This window comes from Halalkalibaculum sp. DA3122 (assembly GCF_043951865.1).
In the GTDB taxonomy this organism is placed as follows: Bacteria; Bacteroidota; Rhodothermia; order Balneolales; family Balneolaceae; genus JAMQKA01.
This window is the reverse complement of the sequence record NZ_JBINJF010000026.1, coordinates 40,281-63,408: the sequence shown is the minus strand read 5'-3', so window position 1 is coordinate 63,408 and position 23,128 is coordinate 40,281. Positions and strand designations below refer to the sequence as shown.

The window sequence follows — 23,128 nt, the reverse complement described above, 5'->3', positions numbered from 1 at the left end:
TTAGCCAAATAACTAATAAACCAGTAACAAATAACTAAACCGCGGCTCACAAATCCACAGGCCGGAGGGGTAAGCTTATTTTCAGCGAGCTCCCCTAAAGTCCAGAAAATCCCGGCAGCTGGTCTCGGTAAAACCACCTGGTGTGGATAAGCAATAGCCTGTTTGGGACCTCAAGGAAAACAATATCTAGGATTTTCTGGTGACTTTTTGGGTTCGTTTTTTGGTCATTCAAAAAATGAACACCCATATGAGACAAATAAAGCTATTTTATAAAATCAGGATCCTACATTGGCATAGGGGATCGCAGAAACGGAAGGGTTTTGGACAAATTAGCCAATGAAGTAATGTGGGTCTGAGGAGGCCCTATTTAAATAGCACAGGCTGGTATTAATGAATATTCGGAGAATAATGATGGAAAGGTTCCAGGCTGTAAGGGTTTGCTCTACAACTTGCAGCGTGTTTAAACCACATGTTGTCTAAAGGAACTCAGCACTTCTTGTGACAAGTTATTTGAGGAAATTTTAACCGTTAAATAAACTCCAACTAAATACAATGAGCTATGAAACGCTTAAGTGTCTTATTAATAGCATTGATGCTGGGCAGTTTTACGTCCGCATATGCCCAACAACCCGGGCAGCAACAGCAGATGCAGCAACAAATGCAGCAGATGAACCAGATGATGCAAAAGATGAATCAGCTTATGGAGCGGACCCATATGATGAACCAGGAGATGAATCGTCGTATGCAGCAGGTTCAGGATGAGCAGACCAGAAACCAGTACCAAATGATGCACCGGTTCAATGAACAGATGCAGATGACCCTCGGCACCATGAAGAATGCCGCCGAGCGATGCAATCAGATGCAACAAGACCAGCAGATGACGCGCGACCGAACCATGCAACAGGATATGGATCGGCTCAGTCAACATCTTAACAACATGACCGGACAAGCTGAAGAGGCCGTCCAAACCATGGAGCGGATTACCAAACGCCTGCATCAACAACAATCCACCGGTAGCAACAATTAAACCAGGTTTCTGAGATGAGGCATCAAATGCGAGCATTGTTAGTAGGAGGAGTGCTATGTTGGGCAGCTGGAGCCGGGCAGGCCAGTGGACAGGCCCTGACCTATAATGGGTCTGTACAATACGCCACCGGCTCCTACTATTTTACCGAGCAAACCGGGAGCTTTTATTTCAACAACGGGCTTGGTATTTCCGGAGACAGGCTAAGCCTGCACCTGAATGTCCCCTTCATCGCCCAGAACACCCCGTGGATTTCCTACACCAGCTCAGGAATGGGTCCACTACCCACAGGCGGGCCCCATAACCGATTAGTTGACGGCAGCGACGGTGGACAAGGAAACCGTCGCGGCAGGAGAAGAATCGATCCGGGTACTACCGATACCCTGAACTTCACCGAAACCCATTTTGGGGATCCTTCTCTTTCGGGAAGCGTAAGAATTTACAGCTCCGGGTTCGGACAGACATCCGTCAATGGGAATTTTGGCATAAAATTTCCGCTGACTGATGCCGATTCTGGATTTGGCACCGGGGCGTGGGATTTCGGTGCCGGGCTATCCTGGTCGCAGCGCGTGGCCGGCAATACACTCCTGATATTGAGCGGAATGTATTGGCAGCTTGGCGACATGGATGACCTGGATTTTAAAAACATTCTGAGCTACAGCGCCGCCCTAGGGCAGACTTTCCAGGAGGGCAAGCTGATGGCTACGGCCAGTTTCTTTGGCTCTACGCAAATTATCGAGGATATCGATCCACCAATGAATGCCGGAGCCGGGCTGAGCTTCCAGGTGGCACCGAATGTCGCCCTGAATACCAACCTGCTTGTTGGATTAACAGAGTCGGCATCCGACTTCAGTATCGGCGCTGGTTGGAGTATAAATTTTTAAATAAATAAAAAACTAATCTGAATGAGGAATCGGAGATGAACAAAGTAATAATGAGTACGGTATTATCCATCGTGATCATGACAGTAACGCTGCTTTCAACCGCGTGGTCACAACAGCGGCCCGGCAAAGGGATGGGGCAGATGTACACCCGGAATTATGACGTCAGTACTGTCGAAACGATGAAGGGCGAAGTCGTGGACATCTCTTACATTCCAAGTAAAAAGAACGCCGCTGTGATGGGCGTACATGTGGTTGTAAAAACTGATACCGAGTCGATACCGGTACACCTGGGACCAGTCTGGTACCTGAATGAGCAAGATCAACTTAACAAGGGAGACAAGATCGAAGTTACCGGCTCTCGCATCACCTTTAATGGAGCCCCGGCTCTTGTTGCAGCCACGGTGAAGCGTAACGAGATGACACTGCAGCTCAGGGATCAAAACGGGTTCCCGGTATGGAGGGGCTGGAGAATGAGCGGCATGAGGAATAATCAGTGACCGTCTTTCTAAATCAACAATATTCAATAATTCTATGGAGATCAGAAGTTGGCGTTCATCTCCACAACATACGAAGGAGAGGTAGTCATGGACTTTAATGCGGCACATATTCACCTGATGGTCAATCACATACCTATTTTGGCAACACTGTTTTCCATTCCGATTTTGGCGTGGGGAATCATTGCCAATCAACCGGCGATCAAAAAAGTGGCACTGGTTGGCTTTATCGTTGCCGGTCTGACGGCCGTTGTCGCCGTACAGAGCGGAGAGCGGGCTGAAGATATTGTTGAATCGGTTCCCGGCGTATCTGAGCAAGCCATTCACGATCACGAAGAGGCGGCTGAAACTGCACAGTGGCTGGCCATCGTTCTGGGAGCTGTAGCTGTTGCAGCCTTCGTTATGACGAGCAAACAGATCAGATACTCGAAACAGATAATCTGGTTTTTGCTTATCTACAGTTTAGCGGTGGGATCAATGCTGGGCTACACGGCATACCTGGGCGGTAAAATCATGCATCCCGAATTGACCGGCGATCCTCCGCCTTCCCAAAGTATGGAATCTGAAGATGATTAATGAATATTCCAGGGTAAAAAAGTGCGGACGGTTTAACCGGTATTTTTGACGTTGGTAATTTTTTTGTCTCTCAATTTTTCGAACAGAATTAAATCCTTATTTCTTAGCTTAGACCGAACATTACTGGGGGGGGCAGTTCAATTTCAATATTCAGTGCCACCAAATATTTTTTATAAGCCTTTGTTACCAATCAGTTTCCATTATGTTTGAAAATTCATCAGAGAATAACAATTTCATCATTTATTCAACTTGTCAACATGTTGTATGAATACCTTAAGTGTGCACACATATACAGATTAACCGGGTCGTTTATAATACAAACTGAGGGCGGTTGGGGTCACAATTTTATAGTAATATTTCCATGCCAACAATTTAGCGAAAGCGTGTGAATTTGCATGACAAACGAGCCCAAAAATAACGCCGCTGTCTTCTTCACTGCTCCGACATTCTATGCCTGGTTAACTATTCTTTGCACTATTAGCCTGGCAGCTGGGTTCTTTGGATCTGTTTTTGGGCTTATCACTGACCATACAGCCCGTTTTTTCTATATGGCCGCTTACCTGACGGGCGGGTATTCCGGGACTATTCAGAGCGTAAAAGCCTTGCTGAGACTCCAGATAAATGTTGATGTACTGATGATACTGGCGGCGATGGGTGCCGCCCTCATTGACAACTGGCTGGAGGGAGCTATCTTGCTGTTCCTTTTTTCATTGAGCAATACGCTACAGGACTATGCGATGGGCAGAAGTCGCAGGGCAATCCGCTCACTGATGAAACTGCGTCCTGACAAAGCGCTTGTCCGGAATGAGGATGGAAGCGAAACGTACCGTACTGTAGAAGAGCTGGCCATCGGTGAGCTCATCATCGTCAAACCGGGCGAACGCATTCCCATCGACGGGCAGGTACAATCGGGCGTCAGCACAGTAGATCAGGCGGCCATCACAGGGGAAAGTATGCCGGTAACCAAAGAGCCGGGCAGCGAGGTATTTGCTGCTACCATGAATGAAGACGGGGTGCTGGAAATTGAGGTCACCCGCCTGGCCGGGGATACCACCCTGGCAAAGATTATCAAGTTGGTGGAAGAGGCCCAGAGCCGGAAAGCCGAAACCCAGCGCTTTTTGGATGAATTTGAATCGCGATATGCAATCGGCGTTATCCTGTTCACCACAGGATTAATATTCATTCCCTACCTGGTATTCAATCAGCCTTTTGATCCCACCTTTTACCGTGCCATGACGATCCTGGTGGTGGCATCTCCCTGTGCACTGATTATCAGTACCCCTGCCAGCATACTCTCCGCCATAGCAAATGCCGCCAGGAATGGAGTTTTGTTTAAGGGAGGGGCCTACCTGGAACAAGCCGCAGAAATTTCCACGATCGCCTTTGACAAGACGGGGACACTCACCACCGGCCAATCGGCCGTTACCGATATCATCGCCTTCAATAGCGGCAATGGTACCAGTACAAACTCCGAAAATAAACTCTTAGCCCTGGCGGCATCCGCCGAGCAGCACTCCGAGCATCATCTGGGCGCTGCCATATTAAGGGAAGTTCATATGCGAAATATTGAATTCCCGAAAGCAGAAAATGTGAGGGCTGAAATAGGCAAGGGCGTGCTGGCCCGTATTGGCAGTGATGAAGTCAAGGTGGGCAATCGTAAACTGTTTGACGGACTGCTGTACCGGCTGGACAACGAACGGCAGGCCACTATTAAAAAACTGGAGCAGAGCGGAAAGACTATCATTTATATAAGTCGCAATGGAGAGCTGAACGGTCTTCTTGTCTTTTCAGATCAGATTCGGGATCAAGCGCAGGGAGCCCTAAACAAACTGCGAGAATTGGGGATCAAAAAATTTGTAATACTTACCGGCGATCTTGAAGGTGTGGCCCGGAGGGTCGCCGACGAATTAAATATTGATGAGTACTACGCTCAGCTCCTGCCCGAAGAAAAAGTGGAAATCATCCGGAAAATGGCCCGGGATGAGGCCGTGGCCATGGTGGGTGATGGGGTAAATGACGCCCCTGCGCTGGCCAGCAGCCACCTGGGAGTTGCCATGGGTGCGGTGGGAACCGATGTGGCGCTGGAAACAGCCGACGTAGTACTGATGGCAGACGACCTTGAAAAGCTGCCCTATATGATCGATTTGGCAAGACGGGCCAAAAAGGTCGTTTGGCAGAATATAATTTTTAGTTTAGCGGTCATTGTCATGCTTGTACTTTCCGTTTTCTTTTTCAACCTGCCGCTGCCCCTTGGGGTCGTGGGACATGAGGGAAGCACGTTAATCGTCGTATTGAATGGATTGCGACTATTGCGATCGTAATATCCTGGTATAGGAGAAATCAAAAGAGAGTGGAATATTTTAGCTGCTTATCCCGGGTTTTAAGGAATTAAAAAAGATTCCAGGCTCTCGGTTGGTCTTTACTTTTCGCAGGAATCGGGGCTGATTTTGGAAGCTCTATTCTATGGTTCCAGCCAGGTGCACGTAAGAAAATCACCTACAAGGAGAGTACCATTCTCATGTAGTCGATTTAGGGATCCCTTTACATTTTTTGGATGGTATTGATGGTAATATGATATTCATGAGTACAACCGCGCCAGATATTGAAACCAGCCCAATCATTTTCTCCACCAGCGCACTGACTAAAGTGTATCAGATGGGCGTTGTGGAGGTTCAGGCTTTGCGGGGTATTGATATGGAAATTTATGCGGGCGAAGTCGTCGTTCTGCTCGGGGCATCGGGCAGCGGGAAATCTACGCTGGTGAATATCCTGGGCGGGCTGGATACGGCGACGGCTGGTCACGTGCAGTATCGTGATGTGGATCTTACCCACGCCTCGGAAAGTGAGCTTACAAACTACAGGCGCTTGAATGTGGGATTCGTGTTCCAGTTTTATAACCTCATCCCCAGCCTGACCGCCCGCGAGAACGTAGCCATTGTGACCGAGATTGCCGAACATCCCATGGAACCTGAGGAAGCATTGGCGCTCGTTGACCTGCAGGACCGGATGGATCACTTCCCGGCCCAGCTTTCGGGTGGCGAGCAGCAGCGTGTGGCCATTGCCCGGGCTGTAGCCAAAAATCCGGATGTGTTGCTTTGCGACGAGCCGACCGGCGCGCTCGACTCGAAGACAGGCATCGTAGTGCTGAAGGCGCTGCAGAAAGTGTACGAAAGCCTGGGAACGGCTACCATACTGATCACCCACAATGTCGTAATCGGGGGTATGGCCGACCGGATCATCAGCCTGCATGACGGTAAAATTGCCGGCATCAGGGAAAATGAGCAAAAAGTATCTCCGGACGAGATGGAGTGGTAACGCCATGCGTGCAATGAGTCGAAAACTGCTGCGGGATATCTCAAACATGTGGGGCATGGTGTTTGTTATCGCCCTGATGATTATCTGCGGGGCGGCCACCTATATCACCTTCCTGAGTACGCTGGATTCGCTTCGCCAATCCCAAGAGTCCTATTACCAGGACTATTACTTTTCGAATGTGTTTGCCTCACTAAAACGGGCCCCCAACTCGCTGACCAGCCGCATCCGGGAAATTGAGGGCGTTAACCGCGTGGAGACCCGGATCCAGTCGGGCGTAAACCTGGCAGTTCCCGGGTTTAACGAGGCCGTCATCGGCATGATCACCTCACTGCCCGATGAGCGCGAGCCCCTGTTGAATCGACTCTACCTGCGCGAGGGGCGGCTGCCGAATCCCTATGTGGAAGACGAGATTGTGCTGGGCGAAGGGTTTGCGACAGAGCACGAATTCAGTGCGGGAGACAAGCTTGCGGCCGTCATAAACGGGAAGAAGAAAGAGCTTACGATTGTCGGAATCGGGTTGTCGCCGGAGTTTATCTTCCAGGGACAGCCCGGCAATGCGTCGGGCGACCTGCAGCGGTTTGCCATCATCTGGATGCGGCGCGCTCCGCTGGAGGCCGCCTACGACATGGACGGCGCGTTCAACAATGCGGTACTCTCGGTAACCCGTGGTACCAATGAGAAGGATGTTATCACCCAGCTCGATCTCATGCTGAAGCCGTATGGCGGACTCGGGGCCATCAGCCGGGAAGACCAGAGCTCCCACTTTTTTATTACCGAGGAGTTCAACCAGCTCAGGCAGATTGCCACTATCATCCCCACCATCTTTATCCTGGTGGCCGCCTTCCTGCTTAATGTGGTGATCGGCCGGCTGATACGAACCCAGCGAGAGCAGATCGGTATCCTCAAAGCATTTGGGTACCGAAATACGGAGATCGGCCTTCACTATTCGCTGATGGTATCGGTGATCGTGGCGATCGGGCTGGCGGGGGGCATACTGCTGGGGTACGATCTCGGCCACCGCCTCTCCAACCTCTATGCCAATTACTACCGGTTTCCCTATCTCGATTTTGAGATGAGTGCCTGGGATATCATTGCGGCCTCCCTGATCAGTATGCTGGCGGCCTATAGCGGGGTGTTCTTTTCCGTACGCGAAGCGGTTACGCTGCCGCCCGCCGAGGCGATGCGCCCGGAGCAGCCCAAAGTATATCACCGGAGTCTGCTGGAAAAGATGGGCGCTTCGGCCCTGCTGGATCAACCTACTAAAATGATTTTGCGGCAAATGGGTCGGCAGCGAGTAAAAGTGACTTTTGGGATTGCAGGCGTGGCGTTTGCGGCTGCCCTGGTGATGTTGGGCCGCATGAGCAACGATTCGGTGAAATACTCCGTGGAGGTCGAGTTCCGCCAGGCCAACCTGTTTGATCTCGGGGTGTCATTCATTGAAGAGGTATCCGACCACGCCGTCATGGAGATACAGCGAACGCCCGGCGTGTATTACAGCGAGGGGTACCGCGCGGTTCCGGTTCGGGTGATATCGGAACACCGCAGATATCTCACAGCCATTGAGGGGCACTCCACCAATATGAAATTGCGGCAAATACTGGATACCGAACAGAAGCCTGTTACTATACCGCAGGAAGGACTGCTGATCAACCGGAAGCTCGGAGAAATTTTGAAGATAGATGCCGGAGATACGGCCACCGTTGAGTTTATGGATGGCAGCGGGCGTATCGCGCAGATACCGGTAACCGGGTTTGTCAATCAGTTTTTTGGATTGACCTGCTACATGAATATTGAAAAGCTGAACAGCCTGCTGCCCGAAAAAAATGTAGTCTCCGGCAGCTACCTGTCCATCGACCGCAGGTTTGAGGATGAAATCACCGCCACGCTGAAAGAGAGCCCCCTTGTGGGAGAGATTATATCCAAACAGCGGATGATTGAGCGCTTTTATGAAGCCACGGCCCAAACCTGGCTGATAATTGCCCTGTTTATCTCCCTGTTTGCCGGGGCCACCGCGTTCAGCGTGGTCTATAACAACGCGCGGATATCGCTTTCCGAACGCAGCCGGGAACTGGCCAGCCTGCGCGTGCTCGGGCTAACCCGCGGGGAGATCTCATACATCCTGCTCGGCGAACTGACCATTGTGGTACTGCTGGCCATCCCGATCGGATTTCTCATCGGCTGGGGATTAACCTATTTCATCGTATGGTCACTGCAAACAGAACTGTACCGTATTCCCATGAATATTACACGCGCAACCTACGCCCTGGCGGCACTGGTCGTCATTATTTCAGCCCTGTTATCGGGCTGGATGGTCCGCCGAAAATTGCACAAGCTGGATCTGATAGGCGTCTTAAAAACAAGAGAATAGAGCAATGAAAATCACAAAAAAACAAATACTCATATCGATTTTAGCCATTGTCATAGTACTGTTTGTGGTATGGGGATTTCTACCTTCTCCGGTACCGGTTAATGTGGAACAGGTCCGGGTGGCTCCGCTTGAGGTAACCATTGAAGATGAAGGCAAAACCCGGGTAGCTGACCGCTATACTATTTCGGCCCCCGTAACGGGATATTTCCTGCGCATTCAGTACGAAGTGGGAGATACCGTAACCGCCAACCAGGAGCTGTTCCAGATCCAGCCCGTCCCCGATTTGATCAGCGCCCGACAGCACGAAATGGCCCAGGCGCAGCTGGAAGCAGCCAAATCACGACTAAAGCTGGCGAAGGAGAATCTCAATCTTGCCACCGAAGAGCAACGAATGGCTGACGTTGAACTGGAGCGGCTGCAAAAAGTTTTTGATCAAGGCATAGGCAGCCGGCAGGGACTCGATAATGCCAAGCTGGCCGCCCGGCGCGCAGCCGCGCAGAAAGCCTCGGCCGAGTTTTCACTGAATATCGCCGAGCACGAGATGCAGGCGGCCGAGTCGGCGCTGCGTTCGTTCCAGGCTTCAGGCGGGCGGGAGCAGGTCGCCATTCAATCCCCTGTCAACGGCCGGCTCTTGAAAATTTACCAGGAAAGTGAGGGGACGGTACAGGCCGGGACTCCGATCCTGGAGGTCGGCGATCCATCCTCCCTGGAAATAAAGGTCGATTTGCTGTCAACCGATGCGGTGCAGGTGCGCACGGGAATGCCGGTGCGCATCAAGCGATGGGGCGATGAAATGATTTTGGACGGTATTGTTCGCGTAGTGGAACCCTCCGGGTATACCCGTATATCGGCACTGGGCGTGGAAGAGCAGCGGGTACCGGTAATCCTGGATATCCTTTCGCCCCGGCAGCAGTGGCAGGCGCTGGGCGACGGCTACCGCGTGGTGGCGGAATTTATTATCTGGCAGGGCGACGACGTGCTGCAGGTCCCTTCCTCATCCCTGTTCCGGACCGGTGAGGAATGGGGACTGTTTTCCGTCGAGGGGGGAGCGGCCCGATTTCGCACGGTGGAAGCGGGTCGTCAAAGTGGATTAAATACGCAAATCGTTAACGGATTGAGGGCCGGCGAAATCGTGCTGACCCATCCCGATGAGCGTATTGAGGATGGGGTAAGAGTGGAAATCAGAAATTGATCGATTAAAATGAAACGTTCGGTCTCCCTGTTTTTTGGTGTTTGTTGTTCGATCCTGCTGCAGCGATTGTCCAGGACACTATCGCTGCTGACGACACGACTTACCGAAATCGCGTGTTGCTTCTGCCGGCAATTGGCTTATCTCCAGAAACCGGATTTCTTTTCGGCGGGGTAGTGGTCCCGCAATTCAAACTGGAAAACGCCGGCCCTGGAACCCATTTTACCTGCAGTTTGGAGAGGCTTTTTGATCCAAAGAAAATGGTTTTACTGCCCGTATATCTTACCACCGGTATTCAATATTTATCCCATATCCCCAGTCAACTATCTGATTGTAATTTTCTCCCAGCGTTTTTCGTATGTAAATGCTGGGTACAACTTCATTGAATGGGCGCCCCACACCGGCTCGAAGTTGAGAGATTCCGTCGTCAAAAAAAATTGGATTATTTCCATAATAGGGGCTTCTGCCATTAATGCCCAGGTACCCCTCAATAGCTGATGTGCGATACAGTCCGGTTAGACCATAAAGAAGAAAAAGCATATTCTCCGATTTTTTGCGCTCAACCCAAATCGTTCCCAGCCTGAATTTAATAGCAACAGGATCCCGGATAGTACGCACATAATTGCCTATTAACGGTATGGACCAGTCATTATAATAAGCAAATGCTTCAAATCGATCACTCAATTCAGATTGCAGGCCGTTAGAATGGGCATAACCTTCTCCCATTCCAGGTTCAGGAGTAGTGGGTAACCTGACTCCCAACTCAACAAACATGTGATGATCGGGGTCTTGGGACCTTTCGATGTGCAATTTTCCACCGATATAGATATTCCCGATAATTGTACGCTCATATTCAGACAACGGAACATTAAATTCCTCCATATAACCATAATATGAGAATGGAAGCTCTACCATAACACTGGCATTTTCTGTAATTCCCAATTCCCCCGTAATAAAGAATACGGTACTTCCTGATATCACTTCCCTCCAATTGAATTCCCTCTCATGACTGAATATCATCTTGTCCCATTCCACCAAAATTTTATTCGTTTCTGAATCACTCAGCCAGGGCGACTGGGCATAACTGAAGCTTCCCAGCAATCCAAGCATCAAACCTGATAATATTAGTTTGTTCATGAGATCATCCTCCTGATGTTACTGCTGTTTATCGCAATAAGAACTAGATCAATTTAAATATCCCTCTCTACTTGGTCATTGAATGACAGTAAAACATATGCTTTTAGGTAAGGGGAAACAGTACAAGGATAGTGAAGGGGATAAACTTAGACTTGCATAACCTTCTTAAATCGAAATGGAATGTCCATCCTGTTTTCCCTTACAATGCAATAATCTCAATCACTACAATTACTGCTGACACAATATTACATCCATAGATGTTAACAGATGGTATTCTTAAAGGGTAAGATCTGTGTAGTCATCAAGTATGAAAATGTGCTGCTAAATTTTGAACGAAAGATTCGTAGTACAAGAGGTGGAGCGTGAGAATAATATCTTACATAACAGTACTCTTGTTGGTTATTGGAATTGGGCTGCCGATCAACGCATCCGCCACTCAATGGAATGATAACATAAACAGTACCCAGCTCCCGGCACCGGCAGCCGGCCTGGAACATCCGGAATTTATATTTGCCGCAGAGGGATTCCTGTATGAATGGTTCCCGGAAGCCGATGAGGCGTCAGCTATTGCGATAAGTAATTTGATCAAGGGGGCTGACCGAAAAGAGATGCTTAAGCTGTTCAGGCAACAGGAGCAATTGTTTTTGGATGCCGTTTATGCCAGATGGAGGGGAGAAATAGAAACAAACAGGACATCGGTTGAAACAGATCAAGTTCGGGTTAAAATACCCCGTTAGGGGTTTTTCTTACAGCCCATATAGCACTATTCCTACACTAAAAACTGTGATTATTCAGACAATCAATAGACACTCTTTCTGTAGTATTTCAGTAACCTTAATGTGTGGCGACTGAATATTAAGTTTTAACTGAAACGCTGATGAAGGGATTGTAATCAACTGGTTGGAGCGATCGACATGAATAACGTTCATGAATGTATCGTGTTCAGATCACTTTCCCGGAATGGAGGCAGGGAGGCTGTAACTCATGTATAAGATCAATAAAGAACTGGCAGAAATATTTTCCGAATTGTCAGCTATATACCGGTTCAAGGGAGAGGAACACCGCTTTCGTGTAACCGCCTACCAGAAGGCCGCAACGGTACTTGAGCACTTGCAAGAGGATATCCGAAACTATATGACCGATGATCAGCTGGAGGAAATTACGGGCATCGGGGAAAGCATCGCGGAGAAGATCCGGGAGTATGTAAAAACCGGCAAGATCAAAAAATATGAGAAGCTAAAAAAAGAAATTCCCCCGGATTTTATCGAACTATTGGACGTCAAGGGCCTCGGACCGCAAACCCTGAAAACGATCTGGAAAGAGCTGAATATCACAACGCGGGCGGAACTGGTTAAGGCCCTGGAGGATGGCCGCGTGGAAGCGCTGGAGGGATTCAGGGAAAAATCGGTTCAGAATATTCTTGAAGGATTGAACGAGCAGGAAAAGGCTGACCAGCGAATATTGCTGGCGGATGCCATCGAGATTGCGGATTGGCTGGTCGAACAGTTGTCAGCTCAGCCCGGAGTGATAAAGGTACAGGTGGCAGGCAGCATCAGGCGAGGGCGGGAAACGATTGGAGATATTGACCTGCTGGTATCCGCCGAGCCCCAGAAAAGAGAACGTATTATTGATTTTTTTGCGGAGATGGAGGGCGTGCGCAAAGTGATTGTCAAAGGAGATACGAAAGTAAGCGTAGTCATAGATCAGGCGCATCGGCAGGTGGACATGCGCATTATTGATGACGAGGAGTGGGGCGCTGCGCTGCTCTATTTTACCGGATCGAAGGAGCATAATGTGCACCTGCGGACCATCGCCAAAGATCGGGATCTGAAAATAAACGAGTACGGACTCTATGAATCCACCGGTAAAAAAACGAGGATCGCCGGCAAGACCGAGGAAAGTATCTACAAAAAACTGGGGCTGACCTGGATACCGCCGGAACTGAGAGAAAACACCGGGGAAATTGAACAATCGGCTCAAAATAAGCTGCCAACGTTAGTAACTGTGGATGATATAAAGGGGGAATTCCACACCCATTCCAAGTGGTCTGATGGCCTCCAAACCATAGAGGAGATGGCTCGATATGCGCGGGATGAAATGAGCTACAGCTACATGGTGCTCACCGATCACTCCAAGTCATCGCGCATAGCCGGGGGACTCAATGAACAGCGGTTCCTGGAACAGTTCGAAGAGATTGACCAGATCAATCAAAAGATGGGCGGGCACTTTATTAAAAAGGGAGTGGAAGTGGACATCCTGCCGGACGGAAAGCTTGACTTGGAAGAAAGCCTGCTTGAGCAGATGGACTGGGTGGCAGCTTCCATTCACAGCCATTTTACCCGCGACAATACCGATCGTATCCTGGCCGCCTGCGAGAGCCCGTTCGTGAACGCCATCGGTCACCCGTCAGGCCGCCTGATTGGAAAGCGAAAGGCCTACCCGCTGGATATCGAAAAAGTGATTGCCAAGGCCGTTGAAACCGGCACGGCTTTGGAGATCAACGCCCAGCCCCAGCGGATGGACATCAGCGGAGAATGGGCCAAAATGGCTATTGAAAAGGGAGTAATGCTCGTAATAGGGACGGATGCCCACGACTTGGCCAATTTCAAATACATGAGCCAGGGGGTGACAACAGCCCGCCGCGGTTGGTGCCAGAGAGAGCACATCATAAACACGAGAGAGTGGAACGGGGTAGAAAAATTCGTGACCGCTAAACGTGAAGCGCTCGGTGTCAAAAGCAGCTGAGCAACAACGACTGGAAAATAAACAAAGAGGCGCATTATGAATAACAAATCTATGCTAACCAGTAATGAACTTTCAATAGACAAGCTGTATCGAAACTGCAACCCGGAGGATTTTACGTTTTCGACCACCGATGAGCTCGAGCCGCTGGAACAGCAGATGATCGGGCAGGACCGTGCGCTGGCATCGGCAAACTTCGGGATTCGGATGCATCGGGACGGCTACAATATCTACGCGCTGGGAGCGGAAGAGACGGACAAACGCAATCTGCTGGAACTACTCATCAAGAGCGAAGCGGAAAACCAGGAGGTGCCGGCCGACTGGAGCTACGTCTGTAACTTCGGGGATGAGCACCAGCCCATTGCACTGCAGCTGCCGGCGGGTAAAGCAGCGCGGCTTCGCACGATGATGGAAAGTCTTGCGGATGATCTCCCGAATGTACTTACCAGCGCATTTGAGAGTGAGGAATACCAGAATCGCCGGCAGACTATTGAAGAGCAGCTCAAAGAGGAGGAGCAGACCGCCTTTTCTGAGCTTCAGCAGCGAGCTGTATCGCAGGGGCTGACCCTCATCACAACGCCCGTGGGATATTCGTTCGCACCCACCAAAGACAACCGGCTGATGACCCGGGAAGAGATGCAGCAGCTTACCGGGGAGGAGCGCAAGGCGATTGAAGAACAGATCCAGATCTTCCAGAAAGAACTTCAAAAAGTGCTGCGGCAGGTCCCCGAACGGCAGCGTAAATTTCGGGCGATGCGCGAAAAATTGAACAAGGAATTCACACAGTTCTCGGTGCGTGGGTTGCTCGAGGAGATAGAAGCCGAATTCAGTGGTCAACCGAAAGTCCTGGAATACCTGAAGCATGTTCAGGATGATATTGTGGAACATGTGGAAGGGATCATCAACCCCGGCGGTACAAATCCATTTATCCAGGCGATGACCGGGAAGCAGGAGACGAACATCCCCTCCAGCGAGCATCCCGTACTCTGGCGGTATGGCGTGAACGTGATGATCGACAATGCCACGGCCAGGGGTGCGCCTGTCATTTACGAGGATAATCCCACGTATAATAACCTGATTGGCCGGATTGAGCATGTTTCGGAGATGGGGACTCTCACAACCGACTTTACCTTTATCCGTCCCGGGGCCCTGCATCGTGCAAATGGCGGATATCTGCTGGTGGATGCGCTGCGTCTGCTTACCCAGCCCTTTGCCTGGGAGGGGTTGAAGCGCGCACTGCAAAGCAACCAGTTAAAAGTGGAGTCTCCGGGCGATATGTATGGGCTGTTCAGTACCGTTACCCTGCAACCCGCCGCAATAGACCTGGATGTGAAGGTGGTGCTGATCGGCAGTCGTTTCCTCTATTACCTGCTCTGTGCCTATGATCCTGACTTTATGAATCTCTTCAAGGTGGAGGTGGATTTTGAAGACGAGATCGACTGGAATAGCGATAACCAGCACCTCTATGCCCGGCTTATTGCGGGATTGCTCCGCAAATATAATCTGAGTCCGATGGATCGCGGCGCTGTATCGCGCATGATTGAGCACGCCTCGCGGATGGTGAGCGACAACGAGAAAGTCAGCACGCACATCCAAAAAGTGATTGACCTGTTGCGAGAGGCCGATTTCTGGGCCGGCCAGGATGGCAAAAAGGTCATCGGTCGCGATGCGGTACAACAAGCCATTGAGCAACAGATCTATCGATCTGGACGATTGCGCGACCGTATCCGTGAAGAGATGATCCGCAAGAATATTTTTATCGATACCGAAGGCAGCAAGGTGGGACAGGTCAACGGCCTGTCGGTGGTAATGCTGGGGAACAGCATGTTTGGTCATCCCACAAGGATAACCGCCCGCGTTCAGCTGGGCCGCGGGCAGGTCATAAATATTGAGCGGGAGGTCGAGATGAGCGGTCCCATTCACTCCAAGGGGGTGCTCATTCTTTCATCATTCCTGGGCGCCCGGTACGCCTCCGAAAAGCCGCTTTCGCTCAATGCCAGCCTCGTGTTTGAGCAGTCGTACGGCGGGGTAGAGGGAGACAGCGCTTCATCCACCGAATTGTATGCCCTGCTTTCGGCCATCGGCGAAATACCGCTTAAACAGTCAATTGCCGTCACGGGATCGGTCAACCAGCATGGCGAGATTCAGCCTATCGGCGGCGTAAACGAAAAAATTGAGGGTTTCTTCGATCTCTGCAACGAGCGCGGCCTGACCGGCGAGCAGGGGGTCCTGATACCCCGGGCCAATGTCAAAAACCTGATGCTGAAGCATGACGTAGTGCAGGCAGTTGAAAAGGGTCGATTCCATATTTATCCCGTCGAAACCATCGATGCAGGAATGGAGCTGCTGACCGACCTGGAGATGGGCCGGAGAAATATTGAAGGCCGGTTCCCCAAAGGAAGCATTAATCAACTGGTTGAGGAAAAACTGGACCGATATGCCGCCATCCGCCAGCAATATGCTATGCCGGGTAACGGCTTAAAACAGAAAGAGGAGAGCAACTCATGAACCTGACCAAAATATTGATCGCTCTGGACTCCTCGACTGGAACCACAACACTTATGAAAATAGCGGCTGAGCTGGCTCATAAAGCAGATGCTGAGCTTTTGGCCCTTTATGTTGAGGATATTGAGTGGTTTGAAGCCAGCAAACACAGCTTTACCCAGCAAATAAGCAGCTATACCGGAGAGATTATTCCATTTTCCGAACAGCATATTACCATTCAGTCAAAAGCGTTGAAACGGCTGCTGCAAACCACCCTCACTGATATCGGGCGGCTGATGAATATCCGTTATAGCTACCACGAGGTTCGGGGCGTGGTCAATAAAGAGCAACTGGATGCCGCTGCCCGGGTAGACCTGGTTGTGGTACGGTGGGCTGAACATCCGGTGAGGCATCCCTACAAACTGAGCCGCTCGGCAAGAGAGCTGGCTGAACAAAGTCCCGTGCCGGTATTGGTCTGGAATGCCGGCAGCAACTGGCCGCAGTCATTTATCGGGATCTGCAGCACGCCTGACCGCAGCGGCCCGGTTATAGACTGGACAGTCTCCCTGGCAGATATCATGAACCGGAGGGCCTACCTGTTCTGGCCGGCCGAACTCGATCTGAACCTGGACGATATGAAAAGCAACACCCCGCTTTCGGTCTCATTTGAGACCGTGAAAAAGATCAGTGAACGCCACCACGACCTTTCTCCCGAAGAGCTGAAATACTACCGCAATGAACTGCTGATCATCTCGCGCGACAACCTGACTCAGAACCCCGGTGATTACCTGGAAGCATTGACGAATTCGGTGCTTTTGCTGTAGAAGGTATTTATAGTAGTATATGTGATTATGCAGGTTATCAAATCTGTATGGCATCCGCATAGATTAGTCCTGTGTTTTTGATTTCCGGATGCGTCTTGTGCAGGGTCCCTAGTACGACGTTCGATCGGACCTCTCTTGCAATGAATGGTTTTGTTGCTCCCAACAACGGCTCATTGGCACCCCCTCCAAATATCATTGAGTGATATCCGTCCTGCCGGAACGTGTTATAAACGTATCGCAATAGGGCTTCCATAATTGCGGGATCCCGATCCATTACGGCGTACTCTGCAATAGTAATATCGCGAAGGGCTTCTCCCGTATTCGGCAAGCGGGCTGCTCCGGCAATCGATGCGGCCAGGTTGTAAAGCATGCGGCTGAGTTCCATCCTGAGACCATATTTCAGAATCCGGTTCTTTTTGAGGGCAGTCATATCCCATGCTGAACAAACTCCCACTATTTCATTTCCCAATAGAGCAAGGAAATAATTTTCAATGCCGAATAGGGGCCTTTGAGTAAGATTTTGCAGAAAGAGATCCCCGTTCATTTCTGGAGCGAGGAATTTGTTTGTATGCTCTTCTTTGAGCAGCTCTACAATGGCATTGATGTCCGCTGGCTGAGCTCTCCTGACGGTGTATGTACGGCTTAACTGTTTTGGGAACAGCAGTAAAATATTGACCATCGAAATTTGACCGACAACTCTTGGAGAAAAAAATCCGTGCTCAGACAACTTCATTGCAGGAATATTTCGATCCATAATGTATGCATAAATGAATTTGATCTGCCTGTTTTTTGAGATTATCCCGGACAGGCGATCTGACAATAATTTCAGGAACTCCCGACCCAGCCCATGTTGGAACACATGCATGTTTCCCAGGTAAATCACATCGGTAACACGTTGGTTGATATACCGTTTTTGGTACGATGCGAACACATATCCCAAGAGTTCATCATTCCTGAAAAGTCCCAGGCAGCGGTAGTTATAGGAGGTTAGTCTGGGAATCGCGAAGATATCCGGAGAGCGGTCAAAATGGATCTGAAATCTCCCGGCTTTTACCGGTGATTGGCTTGTTAAACGGAGCAGTCTCTCGTTCCATTCCTGTCCCAGTACTCGTAATTCATAGCGGGAAGAATCGATCGATTTATTGTCAATTTGTTTAATTTTCATCACCGGTAATTGTAAATGGGACTAGGTTGTAGAAGGGGAATCGATCCTGTTCCAACAGCCGCTCTCCCGATGCATAATTGAGCTGAATGTTGCCAGGCAATTGTGCAGGAACGATGCCGGACGAATGGATATAACGGATCAATCCGCGGGCATCCTCACCGGCTTTTTGGGAAATGACCTCCATCAGCGTCATGAAGTCCTCCTCCGTCAGCCAGTCGCTGACGTTTGAAAGTGCAAATTTGTTGTATCGGCCGCGGTCCGCCGTATCCAGAATATCTGTATATGAAATTTTGATGAACTGAAGGCGGTCCCGCTCGTTTTGTAAACGTTCCCGGCCTTCTGGCGTGAGATAGGAGGGCAGGGCTTCTTCAAACAGTACCCGGTTGAATAGCACAAGTTGCAGCATCCAGTTTTGGCGAACCGGGGTGTTGGTGCAGAAACCTCTGAACTTGGCATAAAACCGCAGCCCGATGTTCTGATCCCCCATATGAATTAAGCCTTGCTCGGCGATGCCCCCTTTGCGATAAAGACGACGATGAAACATCAGTTTGAAAAGATTTTTCAGCAGGCCGGTCCGTAGCTTCTGATCGAAATACGCTTTCTGCTCCTCGATACTTCTCGTCTCAAATAATCCCAACATTTTGTGGTAGCCCCCCAACAGCCATCGTCCCAACGGGGCAAAACGGGCGATGTAGGTTTCATACCTGCCGAGATGAATAGGGCCTTGCTCGAATATCCGTTTCTGATTCCTCCAGTATTTCACTTCCGAGGCAGGCAACTCCGGTTTGATCAAATTAAATAACTCTGTTCTGTTCGCTGTATCTGAAGGCAGGTATCCCAGGAAACGGGCTGCCTCTTCGGTTTTTAAAATTGCGGCCGCCTTTAGCTTGAGATTGGAGAGAAACAGCTGTGATTCCGCAATATCCACGGCATCGATTTTAATTGACTCATGAGTGTTAACCAGCAATTCAAGCGGTACTTCACCCGCGCTGGCGATGCACAGAATTCGATCGCCCGGAACCGGTTTCAGCGCTCGAATCTCGCTTTGGGGATCGTCCTGGGAAACTCCAAAATCGTATAGAAACTTTCGTTTGAATATTTCTGAACCGGTCTAAAATGACCATGTAAGTTTGATCCCCAGAGCATGCCTGTTATTTCGATCAAACATACGTACGCTTAAGGGAGTGCTGGTTATTTCTACCGGTATTCTTTCCCATTTTTCACCTTTAGAGGCAGAGCCAATAATTGCCCCGATTACCACTCCTGCCAGGGAACCAGCGGCTGCACCCATCAGAAATGCTTCACCATCCGAAAATTCAATGGTGCACCATTGATCATCAGGATCACAAGATTCATTAGAAGCCAGGGTAATGATTCCGATGGTAAAGGCACCTATGCCCCCACCGACCAGTGCACCGCGACCTGTTTTCCGAACTTCCTTGCGTATTTCAAGCTGTTCAATAGCATTGATGGGAATTTCCGTCCAGGAATTTGGTGAGTATACTCCTGTAACCAGAATCCTGTCTTGCGTAATGCTATCCACCTGGCCTGTAATGATGCTATCCGAAACAGCTGGAGCGGTGATCCTGATATGATCGCCTTCGTGTACCCCTTTTATCTGTGCTAAAACGGTATCCGGAAGCCCTCCGACAAATAGTACAAGCAGTAGTGCTGTAGTTTTCATTTCCTTTCTCCATGATGAGTTCAGAACTTTTTGTATTGGAATTTCCAGCTCCAGTGGGCAACAGCTCGCTTTTGGCTGTCCACGTCATTTACCGGTTCCAGCTTACACGGATATAGGTTTCAGCATCGTAGGAGATCTCCAGTTCTCCCCGGTAGGCCTGGTTTAATGCATCACCAATTCGCCGGGGCAGGTGTATGCCCGTGGTCGAAATAAGGGTGCTGCCGTTGTCTGTATCTATCTCCATAATACGTTCCAGCGGATGTTCCTGGCTCTCTGTCCGTTCCAGGTTTTTTATCATGTGCATAATCTCCTTGCGATGCTCCTCAAAGAAGGATCCGCTTATTTCCACAGTTCCAGCAAGATAATGGTCCCGAATTCGCCTGCATGCCGGACACAGCTCTTTATATGCCTGTTCAGAAACCTCTTCCCATCTCCATCGTCCTTCAATGAATGAGGCTCCACAGGTCGGACATTTTGTAGGTTCCTTGTATTTTTTCTTCTCCCGATACACATCGGATCGTTCATCTTTGAATATTCGGGCACGATCCTGCTTAAAGATGTGTCCTTTTTTCTTGCGTTCCATTCTGATTTTCTCCTTACTTTATAAAATATTTTTCGATTTCTTTTTGATAGCGATAGAGATATTTCAAAAACCACTCATTTGCATGACGCGTAACCTCTTCAAGCGTTCCCGGTTCTTCAAAAAGATGCGAGGCGCCGGGAATAATTGTAAGCTTCTTGATGCGACGCATCTTTTTGAACGCCTGCTGATTGAGTTTGATCACCGGGGTGTCCAACTCACCTGCCAACAGCAATATGGGGCTTTTGACTGATTCCAATACCCGTTCGGCCAAATCCGGGCGTCCACCGCGGGAAACAACGGCCTTCACAACCTCAGGCCCCAATACTGCGGCAGCCCTCAGTGCCGAAGCGGCCCCAGTGCTGGCTCCAAAATATCCTGCATTCAGCTGCTTGTAATCTTGTTGACTTTTGAGCCATTCTGTTGCCTTGACAAGTCGCTGGGTTAGAAGATCAATATCGAACCGTGTTTGGTAGTTTAGATCTTCCTTCTCTGTCAGCAGGTCAAAAAGCAACGTGGCAAATCCTTGGGTTTCAAGGGTGTAAGCTACAAAACGATTGCGTGGACTTAGCCGGCTACTTCCACTGCCATGAGAAAAGATTACTGAGCCCTTTGAATTATCCGGCACCACGATATCGCCTTTCAGCATTACGTCATCAGCGGGTATATCCAGTTCTATTTTCATGATCCGGTTGAATGAATTATTTCACCAGCTATATTTAATACTGGTTATTCTTTGGATCTCTTGCTATAGGAAATTGACGGATACGCTTGTAGGGTCGACTATTACGGTTAGCAAACTGATCTGACTTTACCATCCCTTTGATGTAGGAAATCCATCTACAAGCTAAAGCATGGATTCCCTCTGTCGCCTGTCCCCCCGGATTGGATATACTTTTATCAAATGAAAAAAATGAGAGAATCCAATGCCCGAGAAAGAGATCATAGAACCCCCAGTTCAGCCTGTTTCCCCCAATATGGCTAATTACGAGCAGGAGTATAAATCCTTTAGGTGGGAACAGGTTCTTGACGAGTTGTCGGGATTCCCCGGCCGGGAAGGCTTAAATATAGCCCATGAAGCGGTGGACCGGCATGCTGTGGGGAAAAAGGGAGCAAAGGTGGCGTTGCGCTGGATCGCCGAAAACGGGACAAGCCGGGAGTTTACATATAATGAACTGAAGCAGGAGACCGACCGTTTTGCCAATGTGCTGGTAAAATTGGGCATTCAGAAGGGAGATGTGGTATGCACGCTGACGGGCCGCATACCGGAACTGTATATCACGGCGCTGGGCACCCTCAAAAATGGCAGCGTATATTGCCCGCTATTTTCCATCTACGGTCCTGAACCGATCTACCAGCGACTAAGCAAGGGAAAAGCCAAGGTTTTGGTTACCACGGAGATGCTGTACCGGAAGAAAGTAGCCGGGTTGATGGATCGTCTGGCGCATCTCAAATATGTGCTGTTGACCGATGTGGAAAAAGAGCAGAACGACCACATCCGCTCGTTGCCAAAACTGATGGGTCGGGCCAAAAGCAGCTTTAAAGTTGTTGCCACAGCCCCCGAGGATCAGGCGCTGCTGCACTTTACGAGCGGTACCACCGGCATGCCCAAAGGCGTCGTACATGTACACCAGGCCGCCCTGACGCACTACATCACCGGCAAGTATGTGCTGGATTTTCACCCCGACGACCGGTTTTGGTGCACCGCCGATCCCGGGTGGGTAACGGGCACCTCGTATGGCATCCTGGCGCCCCTGATGCACGGCATCACCAACATTGTGGTGGAGGCCGAATTTGATGCGAGGCTCTGGTATAGCATTCTCGAAGAACAGAAGGTCACTGTCTGGTACACCGCTCCCACGGCCATCCGGCGGCTCATGCGGATGGATATTGATGTGCGCAAAGAGTACGATTTGCGTGCACTGCGACTGATTCTCAGCGTGGGGGAGCCCCTGAATCCTGAAGCGGTGCGTTGGGCACAGAAAACACTGGGCATGCCGATTCTCGACAACTGGTGGCAGACCGAAACCGGGGGCATTATGATCGCCAACTATCCTTCCATGCCGGTTAGGCCGGGATCGATGGGCAAGCCGCTGCCGGGGATCAAAGCTGCCATTATCACACCCGACAATAAAGAAGCTGAACCTGCCCTGATAAACACGCCTGGTGATTCCGGTCACCTGGCCCTGAAAGCGGGGTGGCCCTCAATGTTCCGGGGGTACCTGGATGAGCATGAGCGATATGTGAAATGCTTTGCCAACAGTTGGTATCTCACCGGTGACCTGGCCAGCCGCGACGAGGATGGCTACTTCTGGTTTGTGGGTCGCGCCGACGACATCATCAAGACGGCCGGGCACATGGTGGGCCCATTCGAGGTGGAAAATATATTGATGGAGCACCCGGCCGTGGCAGAGGCGGCAGTGATCGGCAAGCCGGACCCGATGATGGGCGAACTGGTGAAAGCGTTCGTCACCCTGAAGAGTAATTTTGAAGCGACCGAAGAGCTCAACCTGGAGATAAAGGGCTTTGCGCGGGAACGACTGGGACCGGCCGTGGCCCCGAAAGAGATCGAGTTCACCGGTGAACTGCCAAAAACCCGAAGCGGAAAAATCATGCGCCGGCTGCTCAGGGACCAGGAAAGAGAAAAGGTTGAAAAATAATC

General features: G+C 50.2%; 19 protein-coding genes. 13 read left to right on the top strand and 6 right to left on the bottom strand.

Features of this window, described 5'->3' with window-relative positions:
- Positions 1-559 precede the first annotated feature (559 nt).
- From ACG2F4_RS15035 to ACG2F4_RS15000, 8 genes are all read left to right on the top strand, one after another.
- Positions 560-1,027, top strand: coding sequence for a hypothetical protein (locus ACG2F4_RS15035; RefSeq protein WP_395261704.1), 468 nt, complete (start codon positions 560-562; stop codon positions 1,025-1,027).
- Positions 1,028-1,053: 26 nt separating this feature from the next.
- Positions 1,054-1,908: a transporter gene (locus tag ACG2F4_RS15030; RefSeq protein ID WP_395261703.1), complete on the top strand. Its 855-nt coding sequence runs from the start codon at positions 1,054-1,056 to the stop codon at positions 1,906-1,908.
- Positions 1,909-1,958: 50 nt separating this feature from the next.
- Positions 1,959-2,405 (top strand): DNA-binding protein, encoded by a 447-nt coding sequence (locus tag ACG2F4_RS15025; protein ID WP_395261702.1) that lies wholly within the window; start codon positions 1,959-1,961, stop codon positions 2,403-2,405.
- A gap of 87 nt (positions 2,406-2,492) precedes the next feature.
- Entirely contained in the window at positions 2,493-2,978 is a 486-nt protein-coding gene (locus ACG2F4_RS15020) for a hypothetical protein (protein ID WP_395261701.1), read from the top strand.
- Between the two features lie 395 nt (positions 2,979-3,373).
- On the top strand, positions 3,374-5,299 hold the full coding sequence (locus ACG2F4_RS15015) for a heavy metal translocating P-type ATPase (protein WP_395261700.1): 1,926 nt from the start codon (positions 3,374-3,376) through the stop codon (positions 5,297-5,299).
- 259 nt (positions 5,300-5,558) lie between these two features.
- Positions 5,559-6,293 (top strand): ABC transporter ATP-binding protein, encoded by a 735-nt coding sequence (locus ACG2F4_RS15010; RefSeq protein WP_395261699.1) that lies wholly within the window; start codon positions 5,559-5,561, stop codon positions 6,291-6,293.
- The gene (locus ACG2F4_RS15005; RefSeq protein WP_395261698.1) at positions 6,256-8,661 is read left to right on the top strand and encodes an ABC transporter permease; all 2,406 of its coding nucleotides are present in this window, start codon (positions 6,256-6,258) and stop codon (positions 8,659-8,661) included. The genes ACG2F4_RS15010 and ACG2F4_RS15005 overlap by 38 nt, the downstream gene beginning before the upstream one ends.
- 4 nt (positions 8,662-8,665) lie before the next feature.
- Complete coding sequence (locus ACG2F4_RS15000; RefSeq protein WP_395261697.1) at positions 8,666-9,853, top strand: efflux RND transporter periplasmic adaptor subunit; 1,188 nt, start codon at positions 8,666-8,668, stop codon at positions 9,851-9,853.
- Positions 9,854-10,132: 279 nt separating this feature from the next.
- Here ACG2F4_RS15000 and ACG2F4_RS14995 read toward each other — a convergent pair whose 3' ends face one another.
- Entirely contained in the window at positions 10,133-10,987 is an 855-nt protein-coding gene (locus ACG2F4_RS14995; protein ID WP_395261696.1) for a hypothetical protein, read from the bottom strand.
- A gap of 395 nt (positions 10,988-11,382) precedes the next feature.
- Between ACG2F4_RS14995 and ACG2F4_RS14990 the strand changes: the two genes are divergently transcribed.
- The 4 genes from ACG2F4_RS14990 (at position 11,383) to ACG2F4_RS14975 (ending at position 17,037) form a co-directional block, all read left to right on the top strand.
- Positions 11,383-11,724: a hypothetical protein gene (locus tag ACG2F4_RS14990; protein ID WP_395261695.1), complete on the top strand. Its 342-nt coding sequence runs from the start codon at positions 11,383-11,385 to the stop codon at positions 11,722-11,724.
- Positions 11,725-11,971: 247 nt separating this feature from the next.
- Complete coding sequence (polX, locus tag ACG2F4_RS14985) at positions 11,972-13,732, top strand: DNA polymerase/3'-5' exonuclease PolX (RefSeq protein ID WP_395261694.1); 1,761 nt, start codon at positions 11,972-11,974, stop codon at positions 13,730-13,732.
- A gap of 36 nt (positions 13,733-13,768) precedes the next feature.
- The gene (locus tag ACG2F4_RS14980) at positions 13,769-16,237 is read left to right on the top strand and encodes a Lon protease family protein (RefSeq protein ID WP_395261693.1); all 2,469 of its coding nucleotides are present in this window, start codon (positions 13,769-13,771) and stop codon (positions 16,235-16,237) included.
- Positions 16,234-17,037, top strand: coding sequence for a universal stress protein (locus tag ACG2F4_RS14975; RefSeq protein ID WP_395261692.1), 804 nt, complete (start codon positions 16,234-16,236; stop codon positions 17,035-17,037). The genes ACG2F4_RS14980 and ACG2F4_RS14975 overlap by 4 nt, the downstream gene beginning before the upstream one ends.
- 37 nt (positions 17,038-17,074) lie before the next feature.
- On the opposite strand, the gene ACG2F4_RS14970 is transcribed toward ACG2F4_RS14975, so the two are convergent.
- From ACG2F4_RS14970 to ACG2F4_RS14950, 5 genes are all read right to left on the bottom strand, one after another.
- Positions 17,075-18,202, bottom strand: a complete 1,128-nt coding sequence (locus ACG2F4_RS14970) for a hypothetical protein (RefSeq protein WP_395261691.1) — start codon at positions 18,200-18,202, stop codon at positions 17,075-17,077.
- On the bottom strand, positions 18,192-19,301 hold the full coding sequence (locus ACG2F4_RS14965) for a DUF3419 family protein (protein ID WP_395261706.1): 1,110 nt from the start codon (positions 19,299-19,301) through the stop codon (positions 18,192-18,194). Before ACG2F4_RS14965 ends, ACG2F4_RS14970 begins: the two co-directional genes overlap by 11 nt.
- A 12-nt stretch (positions 19,302-19,313) precedes the next feature.
- Complete coding sequence (locus ACG2F4_RS14960; protein WP_395261690.1) at positions 19,314-19,886, bottom strand: hypothetical protein; 573 nt, start codon at positions 19,884-19,886, stop codon at positions 19,314-19,316.
- A gap of 88 nt (positions 19,887-19,974) precedes the next feature.
- Positions 19,975-20,469, bottom strand: a complete 495-nt coding sequence (locus tag ACG2F4_RS14955; RefSeq protein ID WP_395261689.1) for a BCAM0308 family protein — start codon at positions 20,467-20,469, stop codon at positions 19,975-19,977.
- Between the two features lie 13 nt (positions 20,470-20,482).
- Positions 20,483-21,151: a dienelactone hydrolase family protein gene (locus ACG2F4_RS14950; protein ID WP_395261688.1), complete on the bottom strand. Its 669-nt coding sequence runs from the start codon at positions 21,149-21,151 to the stop codon at positions 20,483-20,485.
- 241 nt (positions 21,152-21,392) lie between these two features.
- Here ACG2F4_RS14950 and acsA point away from each other — a divergent pair, with 241 nt between their 5' ends.
- Positions 21,393-23,126, top strand: a complete 1,734-nt coding sequence (acsA, locus tag ACG2F4_RS14945) for an acetate--CoA ligase (RefSeq protein ID WP_395261687.1) — start codon at positions 21,393-21,395, stop codon at positions 23,124-23,126.
- Positions 23,127-23,128 lie beyond the last annotated feature (2 nt).

What these genes read in the sequence shown, in the direction of transcription:
- ACG2F4_RS15035 (WP_395261704.1), top strand. Translation starts at nt 560, where the DNA reads ATGAAACGCTTAAGTGTCTTATTAATAGCATTGATGCTGGGCAGTTTT.
- ACG2F4_RS15030 (WP_395261703.1), top strand. Translation starts at nt 1,054, where the DNA reads ATGCGAGCATTGTTAGTAGGAGGAGTGCTATGTTGGGCAGCTGGAGCC.
- ACG2F4_RS15025 (WP_395261702.1), top strand. Translation starts at nt 1,959, where the DNA reads ATGAGTACGGTATTATCCATCGTGATCATGACAGTAACGCTGCTTTCA.
- ACG2F4_RS15020 (WP_395261701.1), top strand. Translation starts at nt 2,493, where the DNA reads ATGGACTTTAATGCGGCACATATTCACCTGATGGTCAATCACATACCT.
- ACG2F4_RS15015 (WP_395261700.1), top strand. Translation starts at nt 3,374, where the DNA reads ATGACAAACGAGCCCAAAAATAACGCCGCTGTCTTCTTCACTGCTCCG.
- ACG2F4_RS15010 (WP_395261699.1), top strand. Translation starts at nt 5,559, where the DNA reads ATGAGTACAACCGCGCCAGATATTGAAACCAGCCCAATCATTTTCTCC.
- ACG2F4_RS15005 (WP_395261698.1), top strand. Translation starts at nt 6,256, where the DNA reads ATGAGCAAAAAGTATCTCCGGACGAGATGGAGTGGTAACGCCATGCGT.
- ACG2F4_RS15000 (WP_395261697.1), top strand. Translation starts at nt 8,666, where the DNA reads ATGAAAATCACAAAAAAACAAATACTCATATCGATTTTAGCCATTGTC.
- ACG2F4_RS14995 (WP_395261696.1), bottom strand. Translation starts at nt 10,987, where the DNA reads ATGAACAAACTAATATTATCAGGTTTGATGCTTGGATTGCTGGGAAGC.
- polX (WP_395261694.1), top strand. Translation starts at nt 11,972, where the DNA reads ATGTATAAGATCAATAAAGAACTGGCAGAAATATTTTCCGAATTGTCA.
- ACG2F4_RS14980 (WP_395261693.1), top strand. Translation starts at nt 13,769, where the DNA reads ATGAATAACAAATCTATGCTAACCAGTAATGAACTTTCAATAGACAAG.
- ACG2F4_RS14975 (WP_395261692.1), top strand. Translation starts at nt 16,234, where the DNA reads ATGAACCTGACCAAAATATTGATCGCTCTGGACTCCTCGACTGGAACC.
- ACG2F4_RS14970 (WP_395261691.1), bottom strand. Translation starts at nt 18,202, where the DNA reads ATGAAAATTAAACAAATTGACAATAAATCGATCGATTCTTCCCGCTAT.
- ACG2F4_RS14960 (WP_395261690.1), bottom strand. Translation starts at nt 19,886, where the DNA reads ATGAAAACTACAGCACTACTGCTTGTACTATTTGTCGGAGGGCTTCCG.
- ACG2F4_RS14955 (WP_395261689.1), bottom strand. Translation starts at nt 20,469, where the DNA reads ATGGAACGCAAGAAAAAAGGACACATCTTTAAGCAGGATCGTGCCCGA.
- ACG2F4_RS14950 (WP_395261688.1), bottom strand. Translation starts at nt 21,151, where the DNA reads ATGAAAATAGAACTGGATATACCCGCTGATGACGTAATGCTGAAAGGC.
- acsA (WP_395261687.1), top strand. Translation starts at nt 21,393, where the DNA reads ATGCCCGAGAAAGAGATCATAGAACCCCCAGTTCAGCCTGTTTCCCCC.